Source organism: Asticcacaulis sp. AC466 (genome assembly GCF_000495815.1).
GTDB lineage: Bacteria > Pseudomonadota > Alphaproteobacteria > Caulobacterales > Caulobacteraceae > Asticcacaulis.
The window spans coordinates 81,179-104,098 of sequence record NZ_AWGE01000007.1; the positions used below are offsets into that span (position 1 = coordinate 81,179).

Annotated in this window: 18 protein-coding genes; 6 read left to right on the top strand and 12 right to left on the bottom strand. The window is 57.0% G+C overall.

What is annotated here, in order from left to right; translation table 11 throughout:
• Positions 1 to 10 precede the first annotated feature (10 nt).
• The 6 genes from AEAC466_RS30915 to AEAC466_RS30940 are packed head-to-tail and all read right to left on the bottom strand — an operon-like array spanning position 11 to position 5,991.
• Entirely contained in the window at positions 11 to 1,225 is a 1,215-nt protein-coding gene (locus AEAC466_RS30915) for an aminotransferase class V-fold PLP-dependent enzyme (protein WP_023457670.1), read from the bottom strand.
• A complete protein-coding gene (gene sufD, locus AEAC466_RS30920) occupies positions 1,215 to 2,093 on the bottom strand; it encodes a Fe-S cluster assembly protein SufD (RefSeq protein WP_023457671.1) in 879 nt (292 codons plus the stop codon). The genes AEAC466_RS30915 and sufD overlap by 11 nt, the downstream gene beginning before the upstream one ends.
• Positions 2,094 to 2,843, bottom strand: coding sequence for a Fe-S cluster assembly ATPase SufC (sufC, locus tag AEAC466_RS30925; protein ID WP_023457672.1), 750 nt, complete (start codon positions 2,841 to 2,843; stop codon positions 2,094 to 2,096).
• An 11-nt stretch (positions 2,844 to 2,854) separates the two neighbouring features.
• On the bottom strand, positions 2,855 to 4,321 hold the full coding sequence (sufB, locus tag AEAC466_RS30930; RefSeq protein WP_023457673.1) for a Fe-S cluster assembly protein SufB: 1,467 nt from the start codon (positions 4,319 to 4,321) through the stop codon (positions 2,855 to 2,857).
• On the bottom strand, positions 4,321 to 5,445 hold the full coding sequence (locus AEAC466_RS30935; protein WP_023457674.1) for a cysteine desulfurase family protein: 1,125 nt from the start codon (positions 5,443 to 5,445) through the stop codon (positions 4,321 to 4,323). Before AEAC466_RS30935 ends, sufB begins: the two co-directional genes overlap by 1 nt.
• A 3-nt stretch (positions 5,446 to 5,448) precedes the next feature.
• Positions 5,449 to 5,991, bottom strand: coding sequence for an Rrf2 family transcriptional regulator (locus AEAC466_RS30940; protein WP_023457675.1), 543 nt, complete (start codon positions 5,989 to 5,991; stop codon positions 5,449 to 5,451).
• A gap of 172 nt (positions 5,992 to 6,163) precedes the next feature.
• Between AEAC466_RS30940 and AEAC466_RS30945 the strand changes: the two genes are divergently transcribed.
• Positions 6,164 to 6,814: an alpha/beta hydrolase gene (locus AEAC466_RS30945; RefSeq protein WP_023457676.1), complete on the top strand. Its 651-nt coding sequence runs from the start codon at positions 6,164 to 6,166 to the stop codon at positions 6,812 to 6,814.
• A gap of 37 nt (positions 6,815 to 6,851) precedes the next feature.
• On the opposite strand, the gene AEAC466_RS43695 is transcribed toward AEAC466_RS30945, so the two are convergent.
• Positions 6,852 to 7,250, bottom strand: a complete 399-nt coding sequence (locus AEAC466_RS43695; protein ID WP_023457677.1) for a hypothetical protein — start codon at positions 7,248 to 7,250, stop codon at positions 6,852 to 6,854.
• Between the two features lie 8 nt (positions 7,251 to 7,258).
• Positions 7,259 to 8,392: an anhydro-N-acetylmuramic acid kinase gene (locus AEAC466_RS30950; protein ID WP_023457678.1), complete on the bottom strand. Its 1,134-nt coding sequence runs from the start codon at positions 8,390 to 8,392 to the stop codon at positions 7,259 to 7,261.
• Between the two features lie 86 nt (positions 8,393 to 8,478).
• Here AEAC466_RS30950 and tyrS point away from each other — a divergent pair, with 86 nt between their 5' ends.
• Positions 8,479 to 9,732, top strand: a complete 1,254-nt coding sequence (gene tyrS, locus AEAC466_RS30955; RefSeq protein ID WP_031238504.1) for a tyrosine--tRNA ligase — start codon at positions 8,479 to 8,481, stop codon at positions 9,730 to 9,732.
• Positions 9,733 to 9,788: 56 nt separating this feature from the next.
• Here the strand turns inward: tyrS and AEAC466_RS30960 are convergent, their stop codons facing one another.
• A complete protein-coding gene (locus AEAC466_RS30960; RefSeq protein WP_235074214.1) occupies positions 9,789 to 13,955 on the bottom strand; it encodes a DUF3971 domain-containing protein in 4,167 nt (1,388 codons plus the stop codon).
• A 175-nt stretch (positions 13,956 to 14,130) separates the two neighbouring features.
• On the opposite strand from AEAC466_RS30960, the gene AEAC466_RS30965 reads away from it, so the two are divergent.
• The 4 genes from AEAC466_RS30965 (at position 14,131) to AEAC466_RS30980 (ending at position 17,807) form a co-directional block, all read left to right on the top strand.
• Positions 14,131 to 14,625: a peroxiredoxin gene (locus tag AEAC466_RS30965; protein ID WP_023457681.1), complete on the top strand. Its 495-nt coding sequence runs from the start codon at positions 14,131 to 14,133 to the stop codon at positions 14,623 to 14,625.
• Between the two features lie 300 nt (positions 14,626 to 14,925).
• A complete protein-coding gene (locus AEAC466_RS30970) occupies positions 14,926 to 16,068 on the top strand; it encodes a M23 family metallopeptidase (RefSeq protein ID WP_031238505.1) in 1,143 nt (380 codons plus the stop codon).
• The gene (locus AEAC466_RS30975; protein WP_023457683.1) at positions 16,052 to 16,594 is read left to right on the top strand and encodes a bactofilin family protein; all 543 of its coding nucleotides are present in this window, start codon (positions 16,052 to 16,054) and stop codon (positions 16,592 to 16,594) included. Before AEAC466_RS30970 ends, AEAC466_RS30975 begins: the two co-directional genes overlap by 17 nt.
• A 214-nt stretch (positions 16,595 to 16,808) precedes the next feature.
• A complete protein-coding gene (locus tag AEAC466_RS30980) occupies positions 16,809 to 17,807 on the top strand; it encodes a YihY/virulence factor BrkB family protein (RefSeq protein ID WP_023457684.1) in 999 nt (332 codons plus the stop codon).
• A gap of 7 nt (positions 17,808 to 17,814) precedes the next feature.
• Here the strand turns inward: AEAC466_RS30980 and prfB are convergent.
• The 3 genes from prfB to AEAC466_RS30995 form a co-directional block, all read right to left on the bottom strand.
• Positions 17,815 to 18,934, bottom strand: a protein-coding gene (gene prfB / locus AEAC466_RS30985; RefSeq protein WP_155913557.1) for a peptide chain release factor 2 whose coding sequence is annotated in 2 segments (ribosomal slippage) — positions 17,815 to 18,864 and positions 18,866 to 18,934 — 1,119 coding nt in all. Because the reading frame shifts where the segments join, the coding sequence is not laid out codon by codon here.
• A 58-nt stretch (positions 18,935 to 18,992) separates the two neighbouring features.
• Positions 18,993 to 21,365 carry a penicillin-binding protein 1A gene (locus AEAC466_RS30990; protein ID WP_023457686.1) on the bottom strand — a complete coding sequence of 791 codons (2,373 nt, stop codon included), beginning with the start codon at positions 21,363 to 21,365 and terminating at the stop codon, positions 18,993 to 18,995.
• Between the two features lie 240 nt (positions 21,366 to 21,605).
• Positions 21,606 to 22,832, bottom strand: coding sequence for an N-acetylmuramoyl-L-alanine amidase family protein (locus AEAC466_RS30995; RefSeq protein WP_031238507.1), 1,227 nt, complete (start codon positions 22,830 to 22,832; stop codon positions 21,606 to 21,608).
• Between the last annotated feature and the right edge of the window lie 88 nt (positions 22,833 to 22,920).

Sequence of the window (22,920 nt, forward strand, 5' to 3'; positions counted from 1 at the left end):
GACTCACACTCTAAGCGAAGAAGGATTGGGCCTTGGCCACGGCCTCGGCCAGAACGTCGATCTCGGCGTCTGTATTATATAGGGCGATCGAGGCGCGAACGGTAGAGGTTACGCCCAGACGGGTCATCAAGGGTTCGGCGCAGTGGGTGCCGGCGCGCACAGCGACATTGTAGCGGTCGAGTATCTGCGCGACGTCGTGCGCGTGAGCCTGCCCCAGGCTGAAGGTCAGTATGGCGCCCTTCCCTGGCGCTTCGCCATGAATGCGCAGGGAGTTGATGCGGCTCAGGCGGTCATGGGCGCGTTGATAAAGCGCATGCTCATGTGCCGCGATCTCGCTGCGGTCAAACTGTAGTAACCAGTCGATCGCGGCCTTCAACCCGATGACCTCCAGGATAGCGGGCGTCCCGGCTTCGAAACGGTGCGGCGGTTCGTTCCACGTAATCTTTTCCTTGGATACGTGCGCGATCATTTCGCCACCACCCTGCCAGGGCGGCATGTCTTCGAGAATATCCGCCTTGGCGTAAAGAACACCCAGGCCGGTGGGGCCGTACAGCTTGTGGGCAGAAAAGGCGTAAAAGTCTGCATCAAGCGCCTTAACATCCACCGGCAGGTGAACAACGCCCTGGCAGCCGTCGACCATGACCTTGGCGCCAACACTGTGTGCCTTGGTGACGATGTCATGGATAGGATTGATCGTGCCCAGCACATTTGACATATGCGTTACGGCGACCAGCTTGACCTTGGGCGTCAACAATTGATCGAACGCCGCCATGTCGAGTGAGCCGTCGTCGAGGATCGGCACATATCTCAGCTTTACGCCCTTGCGTTGGGCAAGCATGTACCACGGCACGATATTGGCGTGGTGCTCCATCTCGGTCGTCAATATCTCGTCACCGGCTTGCAGGCGCTCGCCCCAGCTATAGGCCACCAGATTGATGGCCTCGGTCGCCGACTTGGTGAAGACGATCTCATTCGTGTCCGCGCCGATGAACCGCGCCACTGTTTCCCGGCCAGCTTCGTATGCGTCCGTCGTTTCGTTGGCCAAGGTATGCAGGCCGCGATGCACATTGGCGTAGGAATGGCGCATGGCGGTGCTCATGGCGTCAATGACGGCATTCGGCTTTTGCGCGCTGGCGCCGCTATCGAGATAGATCAGCGGCTTGCCCTTGATCTCGCGCGACAGAATGGGGAAGTCGGCGCGGGCTTTTTCAACGTCAAAGGGCATGGAAATCTCCCGATGCGTTTTCAAGGAATGACAGAACGCGGGCGCGCAAGCCCTCGTCTTCGATCTGATCGGCGACGGGCAGAACAAACGCATGTGTCAGCATGGCGCGGGCCATATCTTCGGGAATCCCGCGGCTCTGGCAGAAGAACAGGGCTTCTTCGTCAAGCGCCCCGATGGTATTGCCGTGGGCGCATTGCACGTCGTCAGCGTAGATTTCAAGCTCGGGCTTAGCGCGGATATGCGCGCCATCGTTCAGGATCAACGCCTGGTGCCGCATCCGGGCATCAGTGCCGTCCGCGCCCTTCTCAACCAGGATACGGCCCTGGAAGACGGCGGTCGCCTGATCCTTGACCAATCCTTTGATCAACTGCTGAGTGACGCCGTCCACATCGGTATGGTTGACGCGTGTCGTCAGGTCGAAATGGCGCTTGCCCTTCAGCAGATAGGCGCCGTGCAACTCGACCTGTGCGCCATGGCCGGCGTGGTTGACATGGGTTTCGAAGCGCTGAAAATGAGCGCCGGTCGAAAAGACATATTGCCGGAACACGCTGCCGGGCGCCGTCTCAACGATGGATTGCCGAATGGAGACAGTCGTGTCGGCTTCATCTAGAATGACGATACGGGTCAGGGACGCGCCTTCGCCTAGCGTAAACCGCAGGTCTTCGTGCACAACCGGCGCGGACGCGTCGTATACGTCCAGGCGTATGACGGCTTCGCCCGCTGGCACAGTGACGGTTTCGGCGTGGCGATGCACATCCGATGACGCAGGCACGACGCGAAGCGCCCGCGACAGGTCGGAATATTTCCATTCTTCCTGACGACGGGTCGGATAGGACGACGGATCGAAAATGTCGATGTGAGTCAACATTTACGCCGCTTCTCCGACATAACGGTCGTAACCGTTGGCTTCCAGTTCCAGCGCCAGTTCCGGGCCGCCTGAACGGACGATCCGGCCGGCGACCAGCACATGAACCCGGTCCGGTTTGATATGATCGAGCAATCGTTGATAGTGGGTGATGACCAGCATGCCGCGGTCCGGCGCACGCAGGGCGTTGACTCCGTCCGACACCACCTTCAGCGCATCAATATCCAGACCGGAATCGGTTTCGTCGAGGATAAGGAACTTAGGTTCCAGAAGCGTCATTTGAAGCACTTCCATGCGCTTCTTTTCGCCGCCGGAAAAGCCAACATTGAGTGGGCGCTTCAGCATATCCATGTCGATTTTCAACGTCTTGGCGACCTCACGCACACGCTTCAGGAAATCCGGCGCGGACATTTCGGCTTCGCCCCGCAGCTTGCGTTGCGCGTTCAACGCAGTGCGCAGGAAGGTCAGCGCCGGCACGCCGGGAATTTCCAGCGGATACTGGAACGACAGGTATAGCCCGGCGGCGGCGCGTTCATGCACGTCCTTGTCCATCAGGTCTTCGCCGTTGAAGGTTACGCTGCCGCCCTTGATTTGGTAGTTCGGTCGGCCAGCCAGAGCGTACCCAAGGGTAGATTTGCCAGCACCGTTGGGGCCCATGATGGCGTGGACCTCTCCGGCCGGCACGTCGAGCGTCAGCCCCTTGAGGATCGTCTTGGTGTCAACGGAGACGGTTAAGTCTTTGATCGAAAGCATGTCACTAATTCCTAACCCACCGAGCCTTCAAGGCTGATGGCGACGAGTTTTTGTGCCTCTACGGCGAATTCCATGGGCAGTTCCTGCAAGACATCGCGGACGAAGCCGTTGACGAGAAGCGCTACCGCTTCTTCCTGGCTGAGGCCGCGTTGCATGGCGTAGAACAGTTGATCTTCGGACAGGCGCGTGGTGGTCGCCTCATGCTCAAACTGGGCTTTCGCCGTATCGCTTTCGACATAGGGCACCGTGTGGGCCGCGCAGGTTTTGCCGATCAGCAGGCTGTCACATTGCGTGAAGTTGCGCGCCCCCGTGGCCTTGGCGTGGGCTGAGACCAGCCCGCGATAGGTATTCGACGATTTGCCCGCCGACACGCCCTTGGAAATAATGCGCGACCGCGTGTTCTTGCCCAGATGGATCATCTTGGTGCCGGTGTCGGCCTGCTGAGCGCCGTTGGTGACCGCTATAGAGTAAAATTCGCCGACGCTGTCGTCACCGCGCAGGATGCAGGACGGATATTTCCAGGTCACAGCCGATCCGGTTTCGACCTGCGTCCACGACACCTTGGACCGTACCCCGCGGCAATCGGCACGCTTGGTCACGAAATTGTAGATGCCGCCCTTGCCTTCCGCGTCGCCGGGATACCAGTTCTGCACCGTCGAATACTTGATTTCGGCCTCGTCCAACGCGACCAGTTCGACCACGGCGGCGTGAAGCTGATTTTCGTCCCGTTGCGGCGCCGTACACCCTTCCAGGTACGACACATACGCGCCCTTGTCGGCGATGATCAGGGTGCGTTCGAACTGGCCGGTATTTTCCGCATTGATACGGAAATAGGTAGACAATTCCATTGGGCAGCGCACGCCCGGCGGGACATAGACAAACGAGCCATCGGAAAAGACAGCAGCGTTCAAGGCCGCGAAATAGTTATCCGACACCGGTACGACCGAGCCGAGATATTGCCGCACCAGATCAGGATATTCGCGCAAAGCCTCTGAAATCGCGCAGAAAATGACGCCGGACTTCTTAAGCTCATCCTTGAAGGTCGTGATGACCGACACTGAATCGAAGACTGCATCGACGGCATATTTCGGGGCACCGACAACACCGGCCAGCACCTCTTGTTCGCGCAATGGGATGCCGAGTTTCTCATAGGTTCTCAGCAGTTCAGGGTCGATTTCGTCAAGCGATTTCGGGCCGTCCTTCTTCTTCGGCGCGGCGTAGAAATAGAGGTCCTGATAGTCGACCTTTTGATAGTGCACTTTGGCCCAGTCGGGTTCTTCCATGGTTAGCCAGCGTTCGTAAGCGGCCAACCGCATCTCCAGCATCCATTCCGGCTCATTCTTTTTAGCCGAGATAAAACGCACGATATCGGCATTCAACCCCTTGGGGGCAAACTCCATGGCGATATCGGTGACGAACCCGTGCTCATAGGTTTCGAGCTTGGCGACCGTATCTATGGTTTCCTTGACGGCGGCCATCAGGCGACTTCCCCAGTTATACGCAAATTATTGTGACGCTTCAAATACACTTCATAACCCTTTGACCAAACGGCCAAAAATTTCTGCCAATCGTCGGGCCGTGTCGTCCAGCCACCGGATATTCGTAAAACCTTATCGGCCAGATCAGGCCACCCCATCGCCGTCAAGACGCGACTGGATTTCACCTTGCCAGACGAACAGGCGGAGCCGGATGAGACGCAGATACCAGCCATATCCATGTGGATCAGTTGCAGCGACGACGCCCACTCCGGCTGGGCAATATATAAAATGCCCGGAACCCGACCGGCGGCTTCACCTAAGATGGTGACGCCCAACGCCTTTAAAGCGGTCTCCACCGATTTTTGTGCGCTGGATAAATCGTCGCTCACCCCGTGGCAAGCCTTAAGCGCCGCCGCGAATGCCGCTATGCCGGGAATGTTTTCCGTCCCGGCGCGCAACCCCAATTCCTGGCCGCTACCGCCGATCAGAGCTTTTACCGTGCGGTCACGGTTATAGATCAGCGCACCTACGCCCTGCCCGCCACCGATCTTGTGCGCGCTCAGCGACAAAGAATCCGCATCCAGGGCAGCGAAATCGATATTGATTTTGCCTAAGGCCTGAACGGCATCTACGTGCAGCCAACCGTCACGGGCGTGGACCTGTGCCGCAACCGCAGCTATGTCATTGACGACGCCGGTTTCGTTATTGGCCAGCATAACAGATACGAATGGCCGACCTGGGCGGTCCAACACTCGGGCGAGGCCATCGAGATCGACAGCGCCGTCGGCTGTAACAGGCGCCACGACCGCCCCGGCAACTGCGCCGTAAATGCTGTCGTGTTCGCCGGCCGAGACGACGACATAATCGAATGTCTGCGCCTGATGCAGGGCCTGCGCATTGGCTTCGGTGCCGCCTGAGGTAAAGACCAGTCCGCCCGTACCGATGGCATTAACGCCCGCCAGAATATCGGCGCGCGCTTCTTCGAGTAGCAGCTTCGCCTTGCGGCCCAGACTGTGAACCGAAGACGCGTTACTGCCCAGATCGGACGCGCGCAAAAAGGCCTCGCGCGCTTCGGGACGAAGCGGCGATGTCGCGGCGTGATCGAGGTAAAGGATATCGGCCAAGCCTTAGGCCTCCACAAAGGACGATTTCACCGGTTCGGGTGAGGTGATTTGAACCTTTTTGCGCGTGCGGCGGCGAATAATGTCTTCCAACGAAACCTGAGACAGGTAGTCGTGGATGGCGACGCCGAGATCTTCCCACAAATTGTGTGTCAGGCAGCGTTGACCGCCCGGCATGCAGCCGATTTCACGCACAGCCTGGTCTTTGGACAGCCGCTTGTTCGCGCCCAACTTGTTGGAGGTCAGTTCGCAGCGCGTTGCCTTTATTGGCTCATCGACCGCCAACACGATTTCCGACACATAGAGTGCCCCCGCATCGCGAGCCAAGGTGTACCCGCCGCCCGGGCCGCGCGCACTTCTGACCAGGCCAGCCTTGCGCAGTCGCGCGAATAATTGCTCAAGGTAGGACAGGGAAATCTGCTGTCGCTCGGAAATTTCGGACAGCGAAATTGGGCGGCCCCGGTCACTTCCCTTGTCGGTCGGGCGGGCATTCAGCGCCAGATCGGTCATTGCCATGACCGCATAACGTCCCTTTGTCGATAAACGCATGGATGTCTTTCGTATTCGTTCGTAAGCAAAAACCTGCGCAAAAAGAAATCTTTGTGCTAATAGGCGCAGTTGCCGCCTATGATGGCTGGGTTGGAATGTAATAATTCCGACTAATCTAGTCAACAATTATGGCGCCGAACATGACGATTTTATGCATATATAAGGTGATTGAATGCCCGAAGTGATCCTGGCCGGAGCTGCCGGACGTATCGAAGCCCGTTACAGCGCAGGCAAGACCGAGAACGCGCCGATCGCCCTGATTCTGCATCCGCACCCCAAGGCGGGCGGCCATATGAATAATCCGGTCACGGTGCAACTGTTTCACCTCTTCATGACGCGCGGCTTTTCTGTCCTGCGTTTCAATTTCCGCGGCGTTCAAAAATCGCAAGGGGAATTCGATTCCGGCATCGGCGAACTGGCGGACGCGGCGACGGCGCTTGACTGGCTGCAAGCGAAAAATCCGACCGCTTCGCAATTCTGGGTCGCGGGTTATGATTTCGGCGCCTATATCGGCATGCAGTTGCTGATGCGCCGTCCGGAAACCGATGGTTTCATTTCGGTGTCCCCACCGACCAACGCCTATGATTTCAGCTTCCTGGCCCCCTGCCCGGCGTCTGGCATGTTCCTGCACGGCGCAAACGACTCGATCGTGCCGACCTCAGAAGTGGAACGCGTCGTCACCAAGCTGCGCTCGCAAAAAGGGATCACCATCCGCTCTGAGACGGTCGCGGAGGCCAACCACTTCTGGAACGATCAACTGAAAGAAGTCGAAACCCGTGTCGGCGCCTATATTGATAGGCGCATGGCCGGTGAAATCGAGTAGCCTATTGGCAGGTGCCGACGGTGAAACGGCATAGGTGTTAGGGACAGCGCACGCGCTTTGTGCCGTCAATGGTTAGGCCCTGCCCATCGCCGTTTAGCACAAGGTGCAGGACGCGGTTCCATTGCTCGCCTTCGCCAGAAAAAGCGGCATTGACCGTTACGTCGTTCGGCGCGTGGACGATCACGCCGGTAATGGTGCCGCTACTTTCCCAAAATATCAATTGGGTTTGGGTGACGGTCAGTTTCATGTCGCTGATCGCTTTACAGGCGGCCAGATCAGCATCCCAGTGCCCGACAAATTTTTTAGGCAAGACCGTCGCTGTCGCCGCAAGCGAGCGCGCGGCTGCTGCCGGTGTCGATGCGGCTGCACCGGTCGAAATGGCGGGCGCGCAGGCCGCCAGGCACAGATACAGGGTTACGAAGGTCAGAACGCGCATCTTGGCTCCTAGCTGGCGAGCGACCGGGATTTGCTCCGGGGATAACTGACAATACCGCCGCTCAATGGCGTTTTGACGCCCGTCGTGCCGGGAAACGAAATAGGCTTTCCCTGGAGCGACCTTACGGCCATGTAGGCGAAAGCTTCGGCCTCGATAGCACCGCCGCGCCAGTTCATCGTCTCGGCCAGGACGACGCGCGCCGGGGGCAGCGCGGACGTCACCTGATTGACGAGATGGGTGTTATGGCGGCCGCCCCCCGCCAGGATAACCGTCTTCGGCTCCACGCCCGTCAGTCGAATACCCGCCAGAAGACTCCGCAAGGTGAAAGCACTTAGGGTCGCGAGACCATCTTCGAAGGACAGCGCGTCAATGTGCGACAAGGTGAAATCGTAGCGGTCGAGCGACTTCGGCGCCTTGGCTTGAAAATAGGGATGCGAGAGATAGGCGGCTACGATGTCCTCATGAATCGTGCCCGACGCCGCAATACGGCCTTCATGATCGTAATCGCCGCGGCCGTGTCGGCGCATCCATTGATCCATCAGGCCGTTGGCGGGACCGGTATCCAGCGCGGTCAGGCCGTCCGTGTCAATCACGGTAATATTTGCAACACCACCCAGATTGACGACGACCAGGGGCAATTCCAGCTTTGCGTTCTGAGCCAGCGCGCGGTGATACACTGGGGCCAACGGGGCGGCTTCGCCACCGGCTTCGATATCGGCCTGGCGGAAATCACAGACAACAGGAATACCGGTTGCATCCGCAAAAGCCTGGCCGTCGAAAAGTTGGACCGTTCGCCCCTTCACATCGCCCTTCGGTCGTTCATGCAGCACGGTCTGGCCATGCACACCCAGCACATCGAATGTCTGCAAATTCAGATCATTGTGCGTCAGAAATTCATGCAGAGAGCGAAGGTGATAATCGACCAGAACGCGCCGTGCTTCGGCGAAAATAGCAGGCTCTGCCTCTCCGCGTGGCCACGCCAGGGCGGCCCGGATGGTCTCTTCCAACACGGATCGCGTCGGCCCCGGCATCGGCATTTCCGCCCAGGGTCCGAATATAAGCTGCGCGTCGCCGTCGGTTTCCAGCACCGCCATATCGATGCCGTCCAACGATGTCCCCGTCATAAAGCCGATGGTTTTCATGCAATTACCTATGGAAAAGAAGTCGCAACGTGGTACAGGCACTGTCGCACCAAATCGTGCGAACACCAACCTTCATGTTAGAGATCATGACCACCTTTAAATCCGATTTCCTCAACGTCCTCTCAGAGCGCGGTTTCATTCACCAGTGCACGGACGCGGAAGCCCTCGATACGCTGGCTTCCGCCGGACCGATCACGGGTTATATCGGCTATGACGCCACGGCGTCGTCGCTGCACGCCGGCCACTTGGTGCAGATCATGATGCTTTACTGGCTGCAAAAGACCGGGAACAAGCCGATTGTTCTGATGGGCGGCGGTACGACCAAGGTTGGCGATCCGACCTTCAAGGATACCCAGCGGCCGCTTCTGACCGACGAACAGATTCAGTCGAACATGGACGGTATCAAAAGCGTGTTCACTAATTTCCTGACCTTCGGCGCCGGTGAAACCGACGCCATAATGGTCAACAACAATGATTGGCTGTCGGGCTTCGGTTACATCGAATTCCTGCGCAATTTCGGCACGCATTTCACCATCAATCGTATGCTGACCTTCGATTCGGTCAAACTGAGGCTTGAGCGCGAACAGCCGATGACCTTCCTTGAGTTCAACTACATGCTGATGCAGGCCGTGGACTTCCGCGAACTGAACAGCAAATACGATTGCGTGCTCCAGATGGGCGGATCTGACCAGTGGGGCAATATCATCAACGGCGTTGAACTGACGCGCCGCATCAACAACAAGGCGGCCTTCGGGCTGACCACACCCCTGCTCACGACCTCATCCGGCGCCAAGATGGGCAAGACGCTCGGCGGCGCGGTCTGGCTGAATGCCGATGCGCTGTCGCCCTACGACTATTGGCAGTACTGGCGCAATACCGAAGACGCTGACGTTGGCCGGTTCCTGCGCCTGTTTACGGCGTTGCCGATGAGCGAAGTTGCTCGCCTCGAAGCGCTGCAAGGTGCGGAAATCAACGAGGCCAAGAAAATTCTGGCTGATGAAGCAACGCGTATGGTTCACGGTCAGGAAGCTGCCGCGATTGCGCGCGATACGGCACAAAAGGCCTTTGAACAAGGCGTTCTGTCCGCTGACCTGCCGACGGTGCAAATCGAAGACGCGGTCCTTGCTGAAGGTATCATGCTGGCCGCCCTGGCCACTCGCATCGGGCTGACGGCATCCAACGGTGAAGCCCGGCGCCTGGCTCAAGGCGGCGGTCTGCGTGTCAACGATGTTGCTATCAGCGATGGCAACCAATTGATCACCCAGGCCGATCTGAATGCGGACGGCGTTATCAAGGTCTCTCAGGGCAAGAAGAAAATCGTTCTGGTTCGTCCTGTCTAGAGTCTCCGTTTAGTCGATCGAAAAAGCCCGGAGGCGACAAACGCCTCCGGGCTTTTCTATTTCTTGTTGTTGACCGGCTTGTTCAGTCTGTCATTTTGATCGCGCAGGTCGTCAAGCTTGTCTTCCATGCCCGGCAAATCCAACGCCGGCAGGGCATCCTTGCGTGACGCCTCGAACCAGACCTTCATGAAACCTGGCAATACCACGGACAGAGGATTGACGGTCGCTTCTGGAAGCTTCGATGTCCCGCCGATATGATACTTGATACCGACCAACCCTAGTCCATTCGATTTGACATCGCCGAAAATCGCATTGACGCTGTAAGCCGGAATAATGGTGCCACGCAGGTCGAGCGCCTTGCTGTCGAGATCACTCGTACCCCAGACGCTGATCCCCAGAGCTTCCCCCTTGGCGTAACCGTTGCGTATAAAAAGCAGCCCGTCTTTGTACCGAACGGGGAAGTCGAATTCACGGAACAGAATACCATCACCGACAAGGGTATCGTTAAGCCCTTGGAGGGAGGCAACTGTCAGAAGCTGGGCCAGAGCGGGAATTTGTTTCACCCGAATATCTGAGCCACGTACCGATGCATCGACCTGACCGTCAGCGTAGACGCCATCAATGACCGTCCGTCCTCCTTTAACGTTACGGTTGCCGGATGCAGCCTGGATGATACTTCCCAGATTGTCAGTCCGAAGCGTGAAGAAGCTATAAGCACCCTGATCGTCAAGGGTAAGTGTCAGCGGTTCGCCATCGGTTGTTCGTCCTGAGCCCCCACCGCTTATGCCGTTGGCGCCATCCCAGGTCAGGTCGAGGTTGAGCTGATTGAATACATCGGAAGGCGTCATGCGCAGTTGGGCCAGGTTGACAACCAGGTGAGTGGCGGGAATCGACGCCGGGGCGTTGGCTGCGGCATCAACGACATCGGCAAGTTTGGCCGCTGGCGCGGGTGCGGAATTTTGCCGAGTTCTTTCGCGCGTCGACTCCAGCCAGGGCCGAAGGTCCAGTTGCTGACCGCTTATGGACATTACATTCGTATTTTGCTCGGGAACGGCATAATATTTGAAAGCGACGTCGATAAAGTCTTGCAGATAAAGTTTTGAAAAATCGGCAAATTTCAGACTTCCATCTTCAGCAAAGGATGCGCGGCCGTCGATGCCGACGCGTGGGCCGGCGCCATATATGCGCGACAGGTTCGTCCCTCCCTTTGGCCCCTGTTCGTCAATTGACACCGCGAATTGAGCAGACTCGCCCGCGGGCTTTACCCAATCTGTAGCATTGACGCCTAGGTTTGCATGCGTCGCGTCCATATTGAGAACGGCGGCTGGCTGTCCGGGCGTGTTGTACAGGCTGAACACGAAGTCAGTATTACCACCAATCCTGACGGGCGTCTGGCTATAGCCCAGCGCCGACAAAATGGCATCGCTCACCGTACCGCGAATCTGCAATTCATAGGGCACGTTTGTATTCGGCAAGACGATCGGCTGAGGATCGTCGCGTTCCTTTAGAGGCATTTCGAACTTGATGGTCTGGTCGAGCAGTCCGACCTGACCACTCAGTAATCTGTCCGTCTGCTGCCACACAGCCGTGACATCGACCGGTTGCTTGGGAGTGAAGAAAGCCTTGGGGAGCCCCAGAACGTACCAGTCATCAGGCATGACCTTCATGCTCAGACGCCGTTGCAGTTCATCCGTGCCTGGGATTTCCGCCCACCCCAATGTGGCGTTCATCTGGTCGAGCTTAAGGAGCGCTTCCTTCGAGGCGCCATCCAGGGAAATGTTGACTGTGAGGTGACGCGGCTCATTGAACATGGGCAAGGCGCCGTATCCCAGTTCGTCGGCTTCATCCGGCGTGATAACAGACTTATATACCAGCCGTGACCGTTCACCTTGGATGTAGGCGATGTCACCAGACAGGCTTTCGGCATCGACTTCGCCACTCCAGATCTCGCCGGATCGCAATAGCGAAATCCGCGTTGGCACTTCTCGTTTCAAATGCTCGAAAATGGGCAGCCCCTGGGCTTCCATCCCCTTCGAAAGGGTCACACCTTCGATCAACATTTCGGTTGGCCGTTCATCCGCGACTTGCGCTTTACCCTGCCAGGAAACCTTGCCGCGGAAAATATCGGCGTCGATTGTGCCCTCGCCTTTTCGGTTGGCAATTGTGAAATGGCCTTTTATGGCGACGGGCACGCGTGGCGAGCCGCCGAACTGCGCGGCGTTGAAGTGGCCGTTGAAATCGATGACCTGGCTTTTGGGGTCGAACTGGGTTTGATATTTGGCGTTACCCTCATAAGGGCCTAGTCGAGCGGGGCCTTCAACGACCAATGTGTTGGCGAGTTTGTCACCCGTCACAATCAATTGCCCCCGCGTCATGTCCCAACCAAGGGCCGCCTGCTTGAAGGCGCCATCAGTGACGTTTGCCTTGAAGGTCAGGCCGAAATTTTTATCATTGATGGCGTGGAAAGTCGGAAAGCGGATTTCGACATGGGCTTTGGCGGCTCCGCTCAGGCGGTCCCGTGTCAGGCCATTATGGCTTAAAGCCATATCCGTAACGGGATCGATGGCTTCAATCACGCTGATGACATCCGTATCGCTGTCGAGTGAGATTTGCGTATATGTTGTATGATCGGTGAAATCGGGGACGAGCAGACGCCCCTTCGTCAGACGGACATCGACCAGACGCCCACCGTTTACATCCATGTCAAAGCGGTTACCCAGAAGGGTGCCGTGCCCCTTTAGTTCGGTAGCATCCTCAAGCCGATTTTCGATCGCCAGGGTGAGGTTCTCGAAATCAAAATCCAGGCGCAGGTCATCGTTTGTCAGGTGGTGGAAATCACCTGGCTCAGCCTTCAGCACGAAGTCTGCGTTGGCGAAGTCGCCCCCTTTGATCCGCTCGATCAGCATGGAACGGGTGATGGGCGACAAATCCTCGGGCCAGAAGGCGAACACTTCTTCCTTGGTAAAATGTCCCTTGATCTGGGCCGTCAGGTCGGCGCCGATCTCGCCTTGCGGATCTGTGTAGACGCGTCCCTTGGTCTGAAGGGGCGCGCCATTTAGCAGACCAGTCCCGGTCTCGATCGTCAGCTCCCGCTGAAGTGGCACGTAGGCGCCCTTGAAATGCGCCTGGGTGAGCGTCTGCCGGGCAAAGTCGTCAGCAAGACGCCCGCTAACCCTGGGGCCGTTGAAATCGAATCGGAACGTCAGGTCGCGATTGAGTTTGCGGTCGCGGGGCTGAAAGAGAACGGCACCGTGCAGATCCGTATCCAGCAAATGCGAGCGAACGCGGAAGGTATCGAAACGCGCGGTATGATCGGCAGACCTGTACCTGGCCTTGATACGTGCCTCTTCAAAAGTCTGGCGGAAATCACCGATATCTATACGGCCCCGCGCGGCGCTCAAATCAACGCTGGCGCCTTCGAAGCCCATCTTTTGACTGTAATCGACCCGAGCCAGCCCGTTTGTCGCGGCATTGATGCCGGCAATAGTGCGCGTAACACCGACGGACGGAAAGACGCGACTGGGATTAAGATTGCCGATATGGGCAGAGATGGTCGCGTGTTTCAGTCCGACCGCGCCTGACGCTTCCGCCTTGAGCGTCGCAGGCGCACCTTCGGTCATGCCGAGGCCGGCTATTGCCAGATCGACATGGCCAGACATCTTCCCGTGCAACTTAGCAAAATCAATCGTTGAGACGTGGGCAGTCCAGTCCAAGGGGGCGTCCTGCTGGATCAAGCGCAACTGCCCGTTTTTAAGGTAGAGCTGGCGAGTGAAGCTGGCCGGCCGGCCCAGCTTTTCGGGACCAGTAAGGTCATAGAAGAAACCTGCCAGTCCGCCCGCTTCTTCTGGCTTTCCGCGGGCCTCGTAGCCCAAGTCGTACTTACCGTCCTTGGATACCGATGCCGCGACGAAAAAGTCCTCCGCGGTCAGCCGAGCCGGGGCAAAGTGCGCGAGAAGCAGGCTGTCGGCAGCAAGCGCGGCTTCCATTTTCCCGGCGCGGGCGATGATGCGGTTTTGGCGGTCGGTGATGATCAGGTCGTCGAAGCGAAACCCGACGGCACGTGCGTCGCCGAACCAGACGAGATCAAGATGCTCTATGCTGACGCTGGTTCGCGGCAGTTGGGCTTCGATACGGGAAATGATGATTGAGCGAATGCTATCGACCCGGATGGGACCTTGCGCCAGCCGGATGCCCAATATGGCGATCATTAAGGCGACGAGCACAATAATGATCGCGCGCGGCCGCTTGCGTATAATCTCGAAATATTTCTTCACTTATTTGCGGACGCGGCTGTAAGGTTCGGGCGGAAAATCACTATAAACGGCTCATGGGAAAAGTGCGTTAATGCGCGCTGTCTTATGCCCGTCATCTTCTTTAGATACTGAGCAAGGCTATGTCATGGCGAAAGAACCAAAAAATGTAACTTCTTTCACGGCCTATCCGGCACCCGATTTTGTCCTGCCGTCAAGCGTGGGGGGCGAAACCAGTTCCGCGGCCCTGAAAGGATCATGGTTTGTGCTGTTCTTTTACCCTACGGACAACACGCCAACCTGTACTCAAGAAGCCTGCGACTTTTCGGCGGCTTTGCCGGAGTTCGAAAAATTGGGCGTAAAATTGTTTGGGATTTCGAAAGATAGCCTGAAAGATCACGAAAAGTTTATACAAAAATACGGCCTGCGAATGCCGCTTTTGTCCGATGTCGATACCTCGACGATTAACGCGTTTGGATCGTGGACAGAAAAGAAGCTTTACGGCCGCGCCTATATGGGCACCGACAGGTCTACTTTTATAGTTGATGCAAGAGGTTACGTAAGGCAGGTTTGGCATAAAGTTAAAGTTAAAGGGCATATTCAAGACGTATTGGAAAGCCTTAGGCATCTTTTGAAAACATAGTTTAAGTCTAAATGTGAGCATTTACTTTGCTTTATTAATATTCTTAACCTGTGCATAACCCCGGAGAGAAGCGCCGGACAGTTTAATTTTCTTAAGTTGTCCGGCGGCATCATTCTTGAAACGGCTCGGTTGCGAGCTTTCAAATTGGGACACAGTCAGAATGGCTACTCTGCTCAACATATTGGTTTTGATAGGTGTTTCGATCTTGCTCGTCGGCAGCAAGGGGGCGTTACGATATACACCTTGCTTATCCACCGTCACGAAGGCATAATTAACAGAAGGTTTAGGGTGCTGGCGGTGATGAGTAAAACAGACTTGGGACAGCTCGGCGGCTGGATGGAATCTATATTTCCAGAACGCCATCTGTACATCCGCTCGGGTGCGGAAACCCGTGGTTATGTTTTGACTTCAGGCAAACAGCTCTTCCTGATGCTTCTGGTTTCTGCGCTGATAGCCTGGCTCGCCATCTCGACGGCGTTTACGATTTTTCTGGCCGCCAATCACGGATCTGGCTCTGAAAGCCAAATTCGTATGATGAAGGCGCAATCAGAACGTTGGATAGCCGACCGTCAGGCGCGCCTCGACATTGCTACTCAACAGGCCTCCGCCAATTCTGGATCGCTGGATCAACTGGCCCAAACCGTTGAAAAGCGACATCAAGGCCTTGTGGCTTTATTGAAGGATTTCAAAGGCGTGCCGGGTGCCGTGGCGGCGCTCTCACCTTCACCTATTGATGACAGTTTGCCGCCAATTGAACGCATTTATTCCGTGCGTGCCGAACAGGAACGGATGGTGAGCCAGGCGGAAACCTTCGCACGGACCCGTGCCGAAAAGCTTCGGCTGGCCTTCCGTATCGCCGGCCTGAACCCTCAGGCCTTTGCCGGCGGTGGTTCCGGGAGTCCGCTGACCGCCGCAAAAGACAATAAAAGCTTGGCCGACTTTTTGGGCGTCGACGAGGATTTTGCTGAACGCATTCGTAACGCGGCCATGGATTTGAGCGATATGCGTGGCCTGCAAAACAGTGCCCAGCGCATTCCTTTCGACCGGCCGACGATCGGTGTACGCGAAACCAGCGGGTTCGGCGTACGCTTCGACCCGTTCAATCATCGCCCACGCATGCATAGCGGACAAGATTTCGCAGGTCCTTATCTGACGCCGATCTATGCAACGGCGCCGGGCATCGTCTCCTACGTCGGCGTCCGTACCGGCTATGGCAATGTGGTCGAGATCGACCATGGCAATGGCTTCAAGACCCGATACGCCCACCTGGCTTCCGCCAGTGTCAGAACAGGACAGCGCGTTGCCGTCGATCAACGCATCGCCTCCATGGGCAATACAGGCCGTTCGACCGGCACCCACCTTCACTATGAAGTCTGGCAAAACGGTCGTGCTCAAAACCCCGCACGTTTCTTAAAGGCTGGAGATTATGTTCAACAAAACTAGCAAAGCTAACCCGCCCGCGCCGAAGCCGCAGCCCGTTGTCGCGCCGCCGCTTGAAACGCCTAACGTCAATCTAAACCGGTCTAAGCCAACTGCCGGCGGTGGCGCCCGTCCGCTGTCCAGCTTTGGTGGGGGCCTGCTCATCGAAGGTAATATCACCGGAACCGGAGATCTGCACCTCGATGGTACCGTCCGTGGCGACGTGAAGGTTGCTCATCTGGTTGTAGGGGAATCCGGCAACATTGAAGGTAAGGTCGAGGCCGAAACTATCGAAATCAGGGGACGTATCGTCGGCTCAATTACCGGGAAGCAGATAAAACTGCAGGCCACCGCTTATGTCGAAGGCGACATTACGCATGATCAACTGGCGATCGATGTGGGCGCTTTCTTCCAGGGGCGCTGCCTGCAAAACCGCCGTGTCGAACCCGCCGCAGTGGCCGCGACCGTCAGCGCGCCGGCCGCACAGGCCGATTATGGTACGCCCAGCCTAGGTAGCTACGATATGAACGCCTTGTCCGATCTGAAATAATCGTGTCGAGACACACAGCCTTTGTTGAAAGCCGGAGACATCGACTGTCTTCGGCTTTTTTCTTTATAATCTTTATGCTTGTATCCGCGCCTTCGAGACTAGAGCGGAATGATTTTAGTGGAATCATTATTTCGCTCTAGATATTTGATTTTGCATCATGTTTTTCCAAAAAGTGGCGTTCACTTTTTGGCATGATGCTCGAGGCGATTCATATATGACAGAAATACCCCGCAAGCGGCCGCCGCTGACCTTGCCCGCCTTCTGGTTCATATTCAAGGAAACCATCCGCGAATGGAACGATGATAAGGTGCCGCGGCTGGGTGCTGCCCTGGCATTCTATAGCATGCTGTCGATGGGACCCTTGTTGCTGATTGTCATTGCCATGGCGGGCACAGCCTTTGGACGCGATGCAGTGTCTGGTTATGTCTTTACGGAAATCCGCGGCCTGATTGGCGACCAGGGGGCCAGCGCCATACAGAATATCCTGATCAGCACCAGCAACCCTAAGGCCAACTTTATAGCCAGTCTCGTGGGTATAATTACCTTGATCGTATCGGCGACAAGTTTTTTTGCTCAGCTACAGGACGCACTCAATACGATCTGGAACGTCGAGGAGCAGGAAAGCGGTCACTGGACATGGTTCATCCAGAAGCGGCTGTTGTCCTTCGCCATGATCGTCGGCATTGGTTTTCTGCTATTGATCGCCCTCGTCGTATCCGCTGCCCTGTCTGCGATTGGCGCGTTCGTTCGAGATTTGATACCGCTCGCATTCGTGCTCCATTTTGCGAACCTTGCAGTATCATTCGGCGTGATAACCGTTCTTTTTGCTATGATATTCAAGGTCTTGCCGGACGTTCACATCAAGTGGCGCGACACCTGGGTTGGGGCTGCCATTACGGCTGTGCTGTTCTCATTCGGCAAACTATTGATCGGTCTATATCTTGGCCACAGCGCTTTCAGCTCCGCCTACGGGGCGGCCGGATCGCTCATCGTTGTTCTGGTCTGGATTTACTATTCGACGCAGATTTTCTTTCTCGGCGCAGAATTCACCCAGGTATATTCCCGCTACATGGGGGCGCAGATCGTGATCAAAAAGGGCCGTCGAAAGATGCCGGCGCATGTGTCGGCCACAACGGATCACGCCGTGGCCGACAATGAGAAAGTGGTCAACGTCGCCAAGGGCGGCGGCGCGCGCAATCGCAGCGAAGCCTGAGCTATAGTCAGGCGTCTGCATCACGGGTCACGCCGACCCGCTGTGCCAGTGACGCGCCCATGAAGGCATCCAGATCGCCATCGAGCACGCCTTGCGTATCCGACGTTTCGACATTGGTGCGCAAGTCTTTGACCATTTGGTAAGGTTGCAAGACGTAGGACCGTATCTGATGTCCCCATCCGATATCGGTTTTCTGGTCTTCCAAAGCCTGCTGCGCCGCTTCGCGCTTCTGTAGCTCCATCTCGTACAGGCGCGCCCGCAGCATCTTCCAGGCTTCGTCCCGGTTCGCGTGCTGCGACCGTCCAGCCTGACACGCCACGGCGATACCGGTTGGAATATGCGTCAGGCGAACGGCCGAGTCCGTTTTGTTGATGTGCTGGCCACCGGCGCCGGATGCGCGGTAGGTATCCGTGCGGACGTCGGCCGGGTTGATATCGATGACGATCGTGTCATCGACCACGGGATACACCCAAACCGATGCAAACGAAGTATGCCGCTTGGCGTTGGAATCGAACGGCGAGATACGGACTAGGCGATGCACACCCGCTTCAGTCTTCAGCCAGCCATAGGCATTTTCGCCAGACACCTTCAACGTGATGGATTTAATCCCGGCCTGTTCGCCGGGCGTTTCTTCCTCGACATCGATGCTCATGCCGTGTGCATTGGCCCACCGCGAATACATGCGTAGCAGTATACCCGCCCAATCGTTGGATTCCGTGCCGCCGGCGCCAGAATTGATTTCCATATAGGCATCGTTACCGTCCGCTTCGCCAGACAGGAGAGCTTCAAGTTCGGCGCGGGCCGTGCGGCTTTTGAGGTCTTTCAAAAGGCTGCGGGCTTCTTCGACCAGGTCTTCATCGCCCTCCATATCGCCTAACTCGGCGAATTCGATGGCGTCCTTCAGTTCCTTTTCGATTGAACGCACGGCCTCAATGGAAGCCGCCAATTTCGAACGCTCTCGCGAAATCTTCTGAGCTTCTTCGGGGCGATCCCACAGGGTTGGGTCCTCGACACGGGCATTCAATTCATCGAGACGTCTTAGAGCGACATCCCAGTCAAAGACGCCTCCTGAGCAGTCCGATGGACTGCTCGATCTCGGAAGCGGACGCTTCGATATCCAAACGCATGGCTAAATCCTAAAAAATGAAGGGCGGGTGTAATGCGCCCCGCCCTTTATGACAAGTCTCAATATAGCGTACCCGCCTCGTCGGCTGAACGCTTCTTTGGCGGCGGCGGCGGTTCCTCGGCGGGAACCACTTTTACCGGCGCCCCTGGGGCGTCCTCGTCCGTCCACGTATCGAGATACGGCTTGGGCCCGTCATCGGCCGTGGGGGCGGCTTCGTATTTGGGCTCGGTGCCCGGTTTAAAGGCCTCCTCGATACCGCGCACCGACATGTAGACTGCGTCACGCGGCTTTTGGAATTCGCGGTTCGGCTTTCCAGCATTGGCGGATTTCATGAAATCCATCCAGATAGGCAAGGCGGCAACCGCGCCGGTCTCGTGATTACCAAGTGAGCTGTTATCATCGAAGCCGACGAAAACACCGACAACCAGATCGGCGGTGAAACCGACAAACCAGGCGCTTCGGTAGTCATTGGTCGTGCCGGTCTTCCCCCCCATGGGAATGCCGAGCGATCGCGCGGCGGCCCCTGTACCGCGCTGGACGACACCTTGCAGCATGGAATTGACTTCGTATGCCGTAATTGGATCGAGGACCTGGTCCCCCTGAAGCGGCAGGCGCGGACTTTCCAGTCCGTCGAAATCGGCTGTACAGGCAGCCGGGCAGACGCGCTCATCGGCCTTGTATATGACTTTGCCGGTGCGATCCTGCACCTCGTCAATCAGGTGGGGCTTCACTTTTCGCCCACCGTTCACAAATATGGAATAGGCATTAGTGAGGCGGTACGGGTTCACTTCACCGGCGCCCAGAACCATCGACATTTCGGACGGCATCTTATCGAGCACGCCGTAATTGACGATACCCTGGGTAATATTTTTGATACCTGCCTTTTGAGCCAGCCGCACCGTCATCAGGTTGCGTGACAATTCCAGACCCCGGCGAATGGGCTGCATGCCAAGATAGTCGTGTTCGTAGTTTTCAGGCGACCATACCTTGCCGTCGCCGCCCATCATGGAGATCGGCCCGTCATCGATGATGGAGGCAGGCGTGAAGTCCTTGGAAAGCGCCACAGCATAAACGAACGGCTTGATCGAGGAACCGGGCTGACGCAGCGCCTGGGTAGCGCGATTGAATTTAGACAGCGAATAGGAGTAGCCACCTACCAGGGCTATAATGCGGCCCGAGAACGGATCGATGGCGACCAGGGCCCCGTTGACCTTCGGCACCTGGCGCAGGTGCCAGCCGTTATCCCGCTTTTCGACGAAGACTAGATCACCCGTCTTGATGCCACGGGTCGCAAATGCCCAAGATACATCCGCACCGATTAGGGAGCCATCGCCCCCTTCGGCCAGTTCGAACTTCACGGCGCTACTGGACGCCGAAGTGACCATGGCCGGCTGCCAGTTCGGCCGCTCGGCTGGACCGTCATGCTGCAAAGCCTGGTCCTGCCAATTGGGATCGTTGCTGTTGACGTGCCCCCAGGCCCCACGCCAGCCGTGACGACGATCATAGGTTTCCAGACCATCCATTAGCGCCTCGCGCGCCATGGTTTGCAGGCGCGGATCCAGGGTGGTCTTTACGTAATAGCCTTCGGTGTAGATGGCATCGTTCGGGAACAGCTTGCGGGCGCGCAGTTCGACCTCGCTGACGAAATAATCGGCATCCTGATATTTGGCGCGGCGCGGCTTGTCCTGAATAACCAGGTCGTCCTTCATGGCCGACAGGCCTTCCTCCCGCGTCACCCACCCGGCCTTGATCATTTCGCCGATAACCCAGTTACGCCGGCCGATGGCTTCGGCCTTATGCGTTGATGGGCGATAATTTTCAGGCCCCTTAGGCAGGGCGGCCAGGAAGGCAGTTTCGCTGAGAGTCAGCTCATCCAGCGATTTACCGAAATAGTTGAAGGCAGCAGCGCCGACGCCGTACGACCGATAGCCGAGATAAATATCATTGAGATAGAGCTCGAGAATCTGTTCTTTCGGCAGCGAGCTTTCCAGCCGGCGCGCCATGATGACTTCCTTGAGCTTGCGGCCAACCGTACGCTCATTATTCAACAGAAGATTCTTCGCGACCTGCTGGGTGATGGTCGATCCGCCTTCGAACCGCTTGCCCCGCAACAGATTGAAAACGTTCTTGGCCATGGCGCGCGAAACGCCTGACACGTCCACGCCGTTATGGCTGAAAAAATTGCGGTCTTCGGCGGCCAGGAAGGCCTTGGTAACACGATCGGGAATCCGGCTGTACGGTACATAGATGCGACGCTCCTGACCGTATTCACCGATCAGCGTCCCGTCCCAGGCAAAGACGCGGGCGGAAGTTACCGGGTGAAAGTCCGCCAGTTCAGAACCGTCGGGCATGTCATGGAAAAGCCAGGCAGCATAAATAGCCACCGCGAAGCCCGCTATGGCCACAGCGGTCATCACGGCCACGCCTGCCATGGCAAACCAACGTTCAGAAGACCTTAGCAAAAAACCTCCAACCCACCGGCTGCGAATGCTCCGATCCGCACTTTCCTAACACTTAGCAAAGACGGGCCAATAGGCAAAGCTATTCGGCGAAATTTCGTCCATCCCTGAGCGATGTGACGAATATCACGCGTGCTGACGGCGGTGGCATAAAAAAAGGCCCTGACCTGGCGATCAGGGCCTTAAATAAATTCAGCAGGTTATACTCGACTTCTAATTCAGGCCCGCAAACGATGCATATTGCACGCTGTTGGCGAAATACTGATCTATGGCATTAGCGACCTGGCCCATCATAACGGCGCGGTGACGCGAATCATTGAGCATGGCTTCGTCGCGGGCATTGTTGACAAAGCCCATTTCAAGCAAAACGGCAGGCACGTCGGGGGCCAACAGAACAAACAGCCCCGCCTGACGCAGATTGGTTTTCAACAAAGGCGTACTGTCGCTAATATTGTCCATGACAAGCTGGGCGAAGGTTGCGGAACGGTTCTTAGTAGCGCGTTGTGTCAGGTCGATAAGAATGCGGTTGACCATGGCGTCCGACGACGAATTGTCGGCCAGAGACCAATCGCCCTTGACAAGCGCTTTCTTGGCGGCGCGTTCGGTGCCAGAGTCCGAAAGCGTATAAATAGAGGCGCCAGACGTCGAACCATTCCCACCAGCATCGGAATGAAGCGAAATGAACAGGTCAGCATTGGCGGATCGCGCAATACGGACGCGCGCCGGCAGGTCGACAAAGCTGTCGGTGTCACGCGTCATTATAACGGTGTAGCGGCCGGTCTTTTCCAGTTTTTCACGAAGGGCACGCGCGGCAGCCAGATTGACATCTTTTTCAAAGGTGTTTCCACCGAGCGCGCCGGGATCCTTGCCGCCATGGCCGGCATCGATAACGATCACCTTTTTGGCACGTGTTTTCACAGCGGCCTGTTGCGTGCGGGGTTGTGCCGTGGTCGCTACGACCGGTACGACGGCAGGTTTGACAAGTGATGTATCGGTGCCTTCGGGGATAACGTCGATCACATATCTATAAACACTAATGCCGTCGGCAGGTGGCAAGAGGAAGCGGCGATAGATTTTCGCGCCAGATTTGAAATTCAGCTTCAGGCGTACACTTCCCGCCACCGAGTCAATGCGCCAATCCCGAATGAGCCCCTGCCCCGCACCGGTCATGGTGCCGTCGAGGTCAATGTCAGGTAGGGCGATGACCTGCTTGGACAGATCTGTGTCGCGCGTCACCAGTTGGCCGGCAACCGACTTTTCCAGTTCGATGACGATACGGGTTTGGGTCGCATCTCCCCCCAGGCGCACTTTTACTACGTCGCCTGTGCCGGTATCCGGTGCAGCGCTAGCCGGCTGTGCCGTGAAGGCGGCCAGCGACATCACACCTGCGATGCCCATCGCTCGGATTAGGTCGGAAAGGACATTAAGGCGTCGGCTCATCAAGTACTCCACGCACCACATTCTGTAGGCTTTTTTTCCGTCATTGGCATGTTTGTCCCCTCAACATGCCACGGCTGGGTAGAAATAC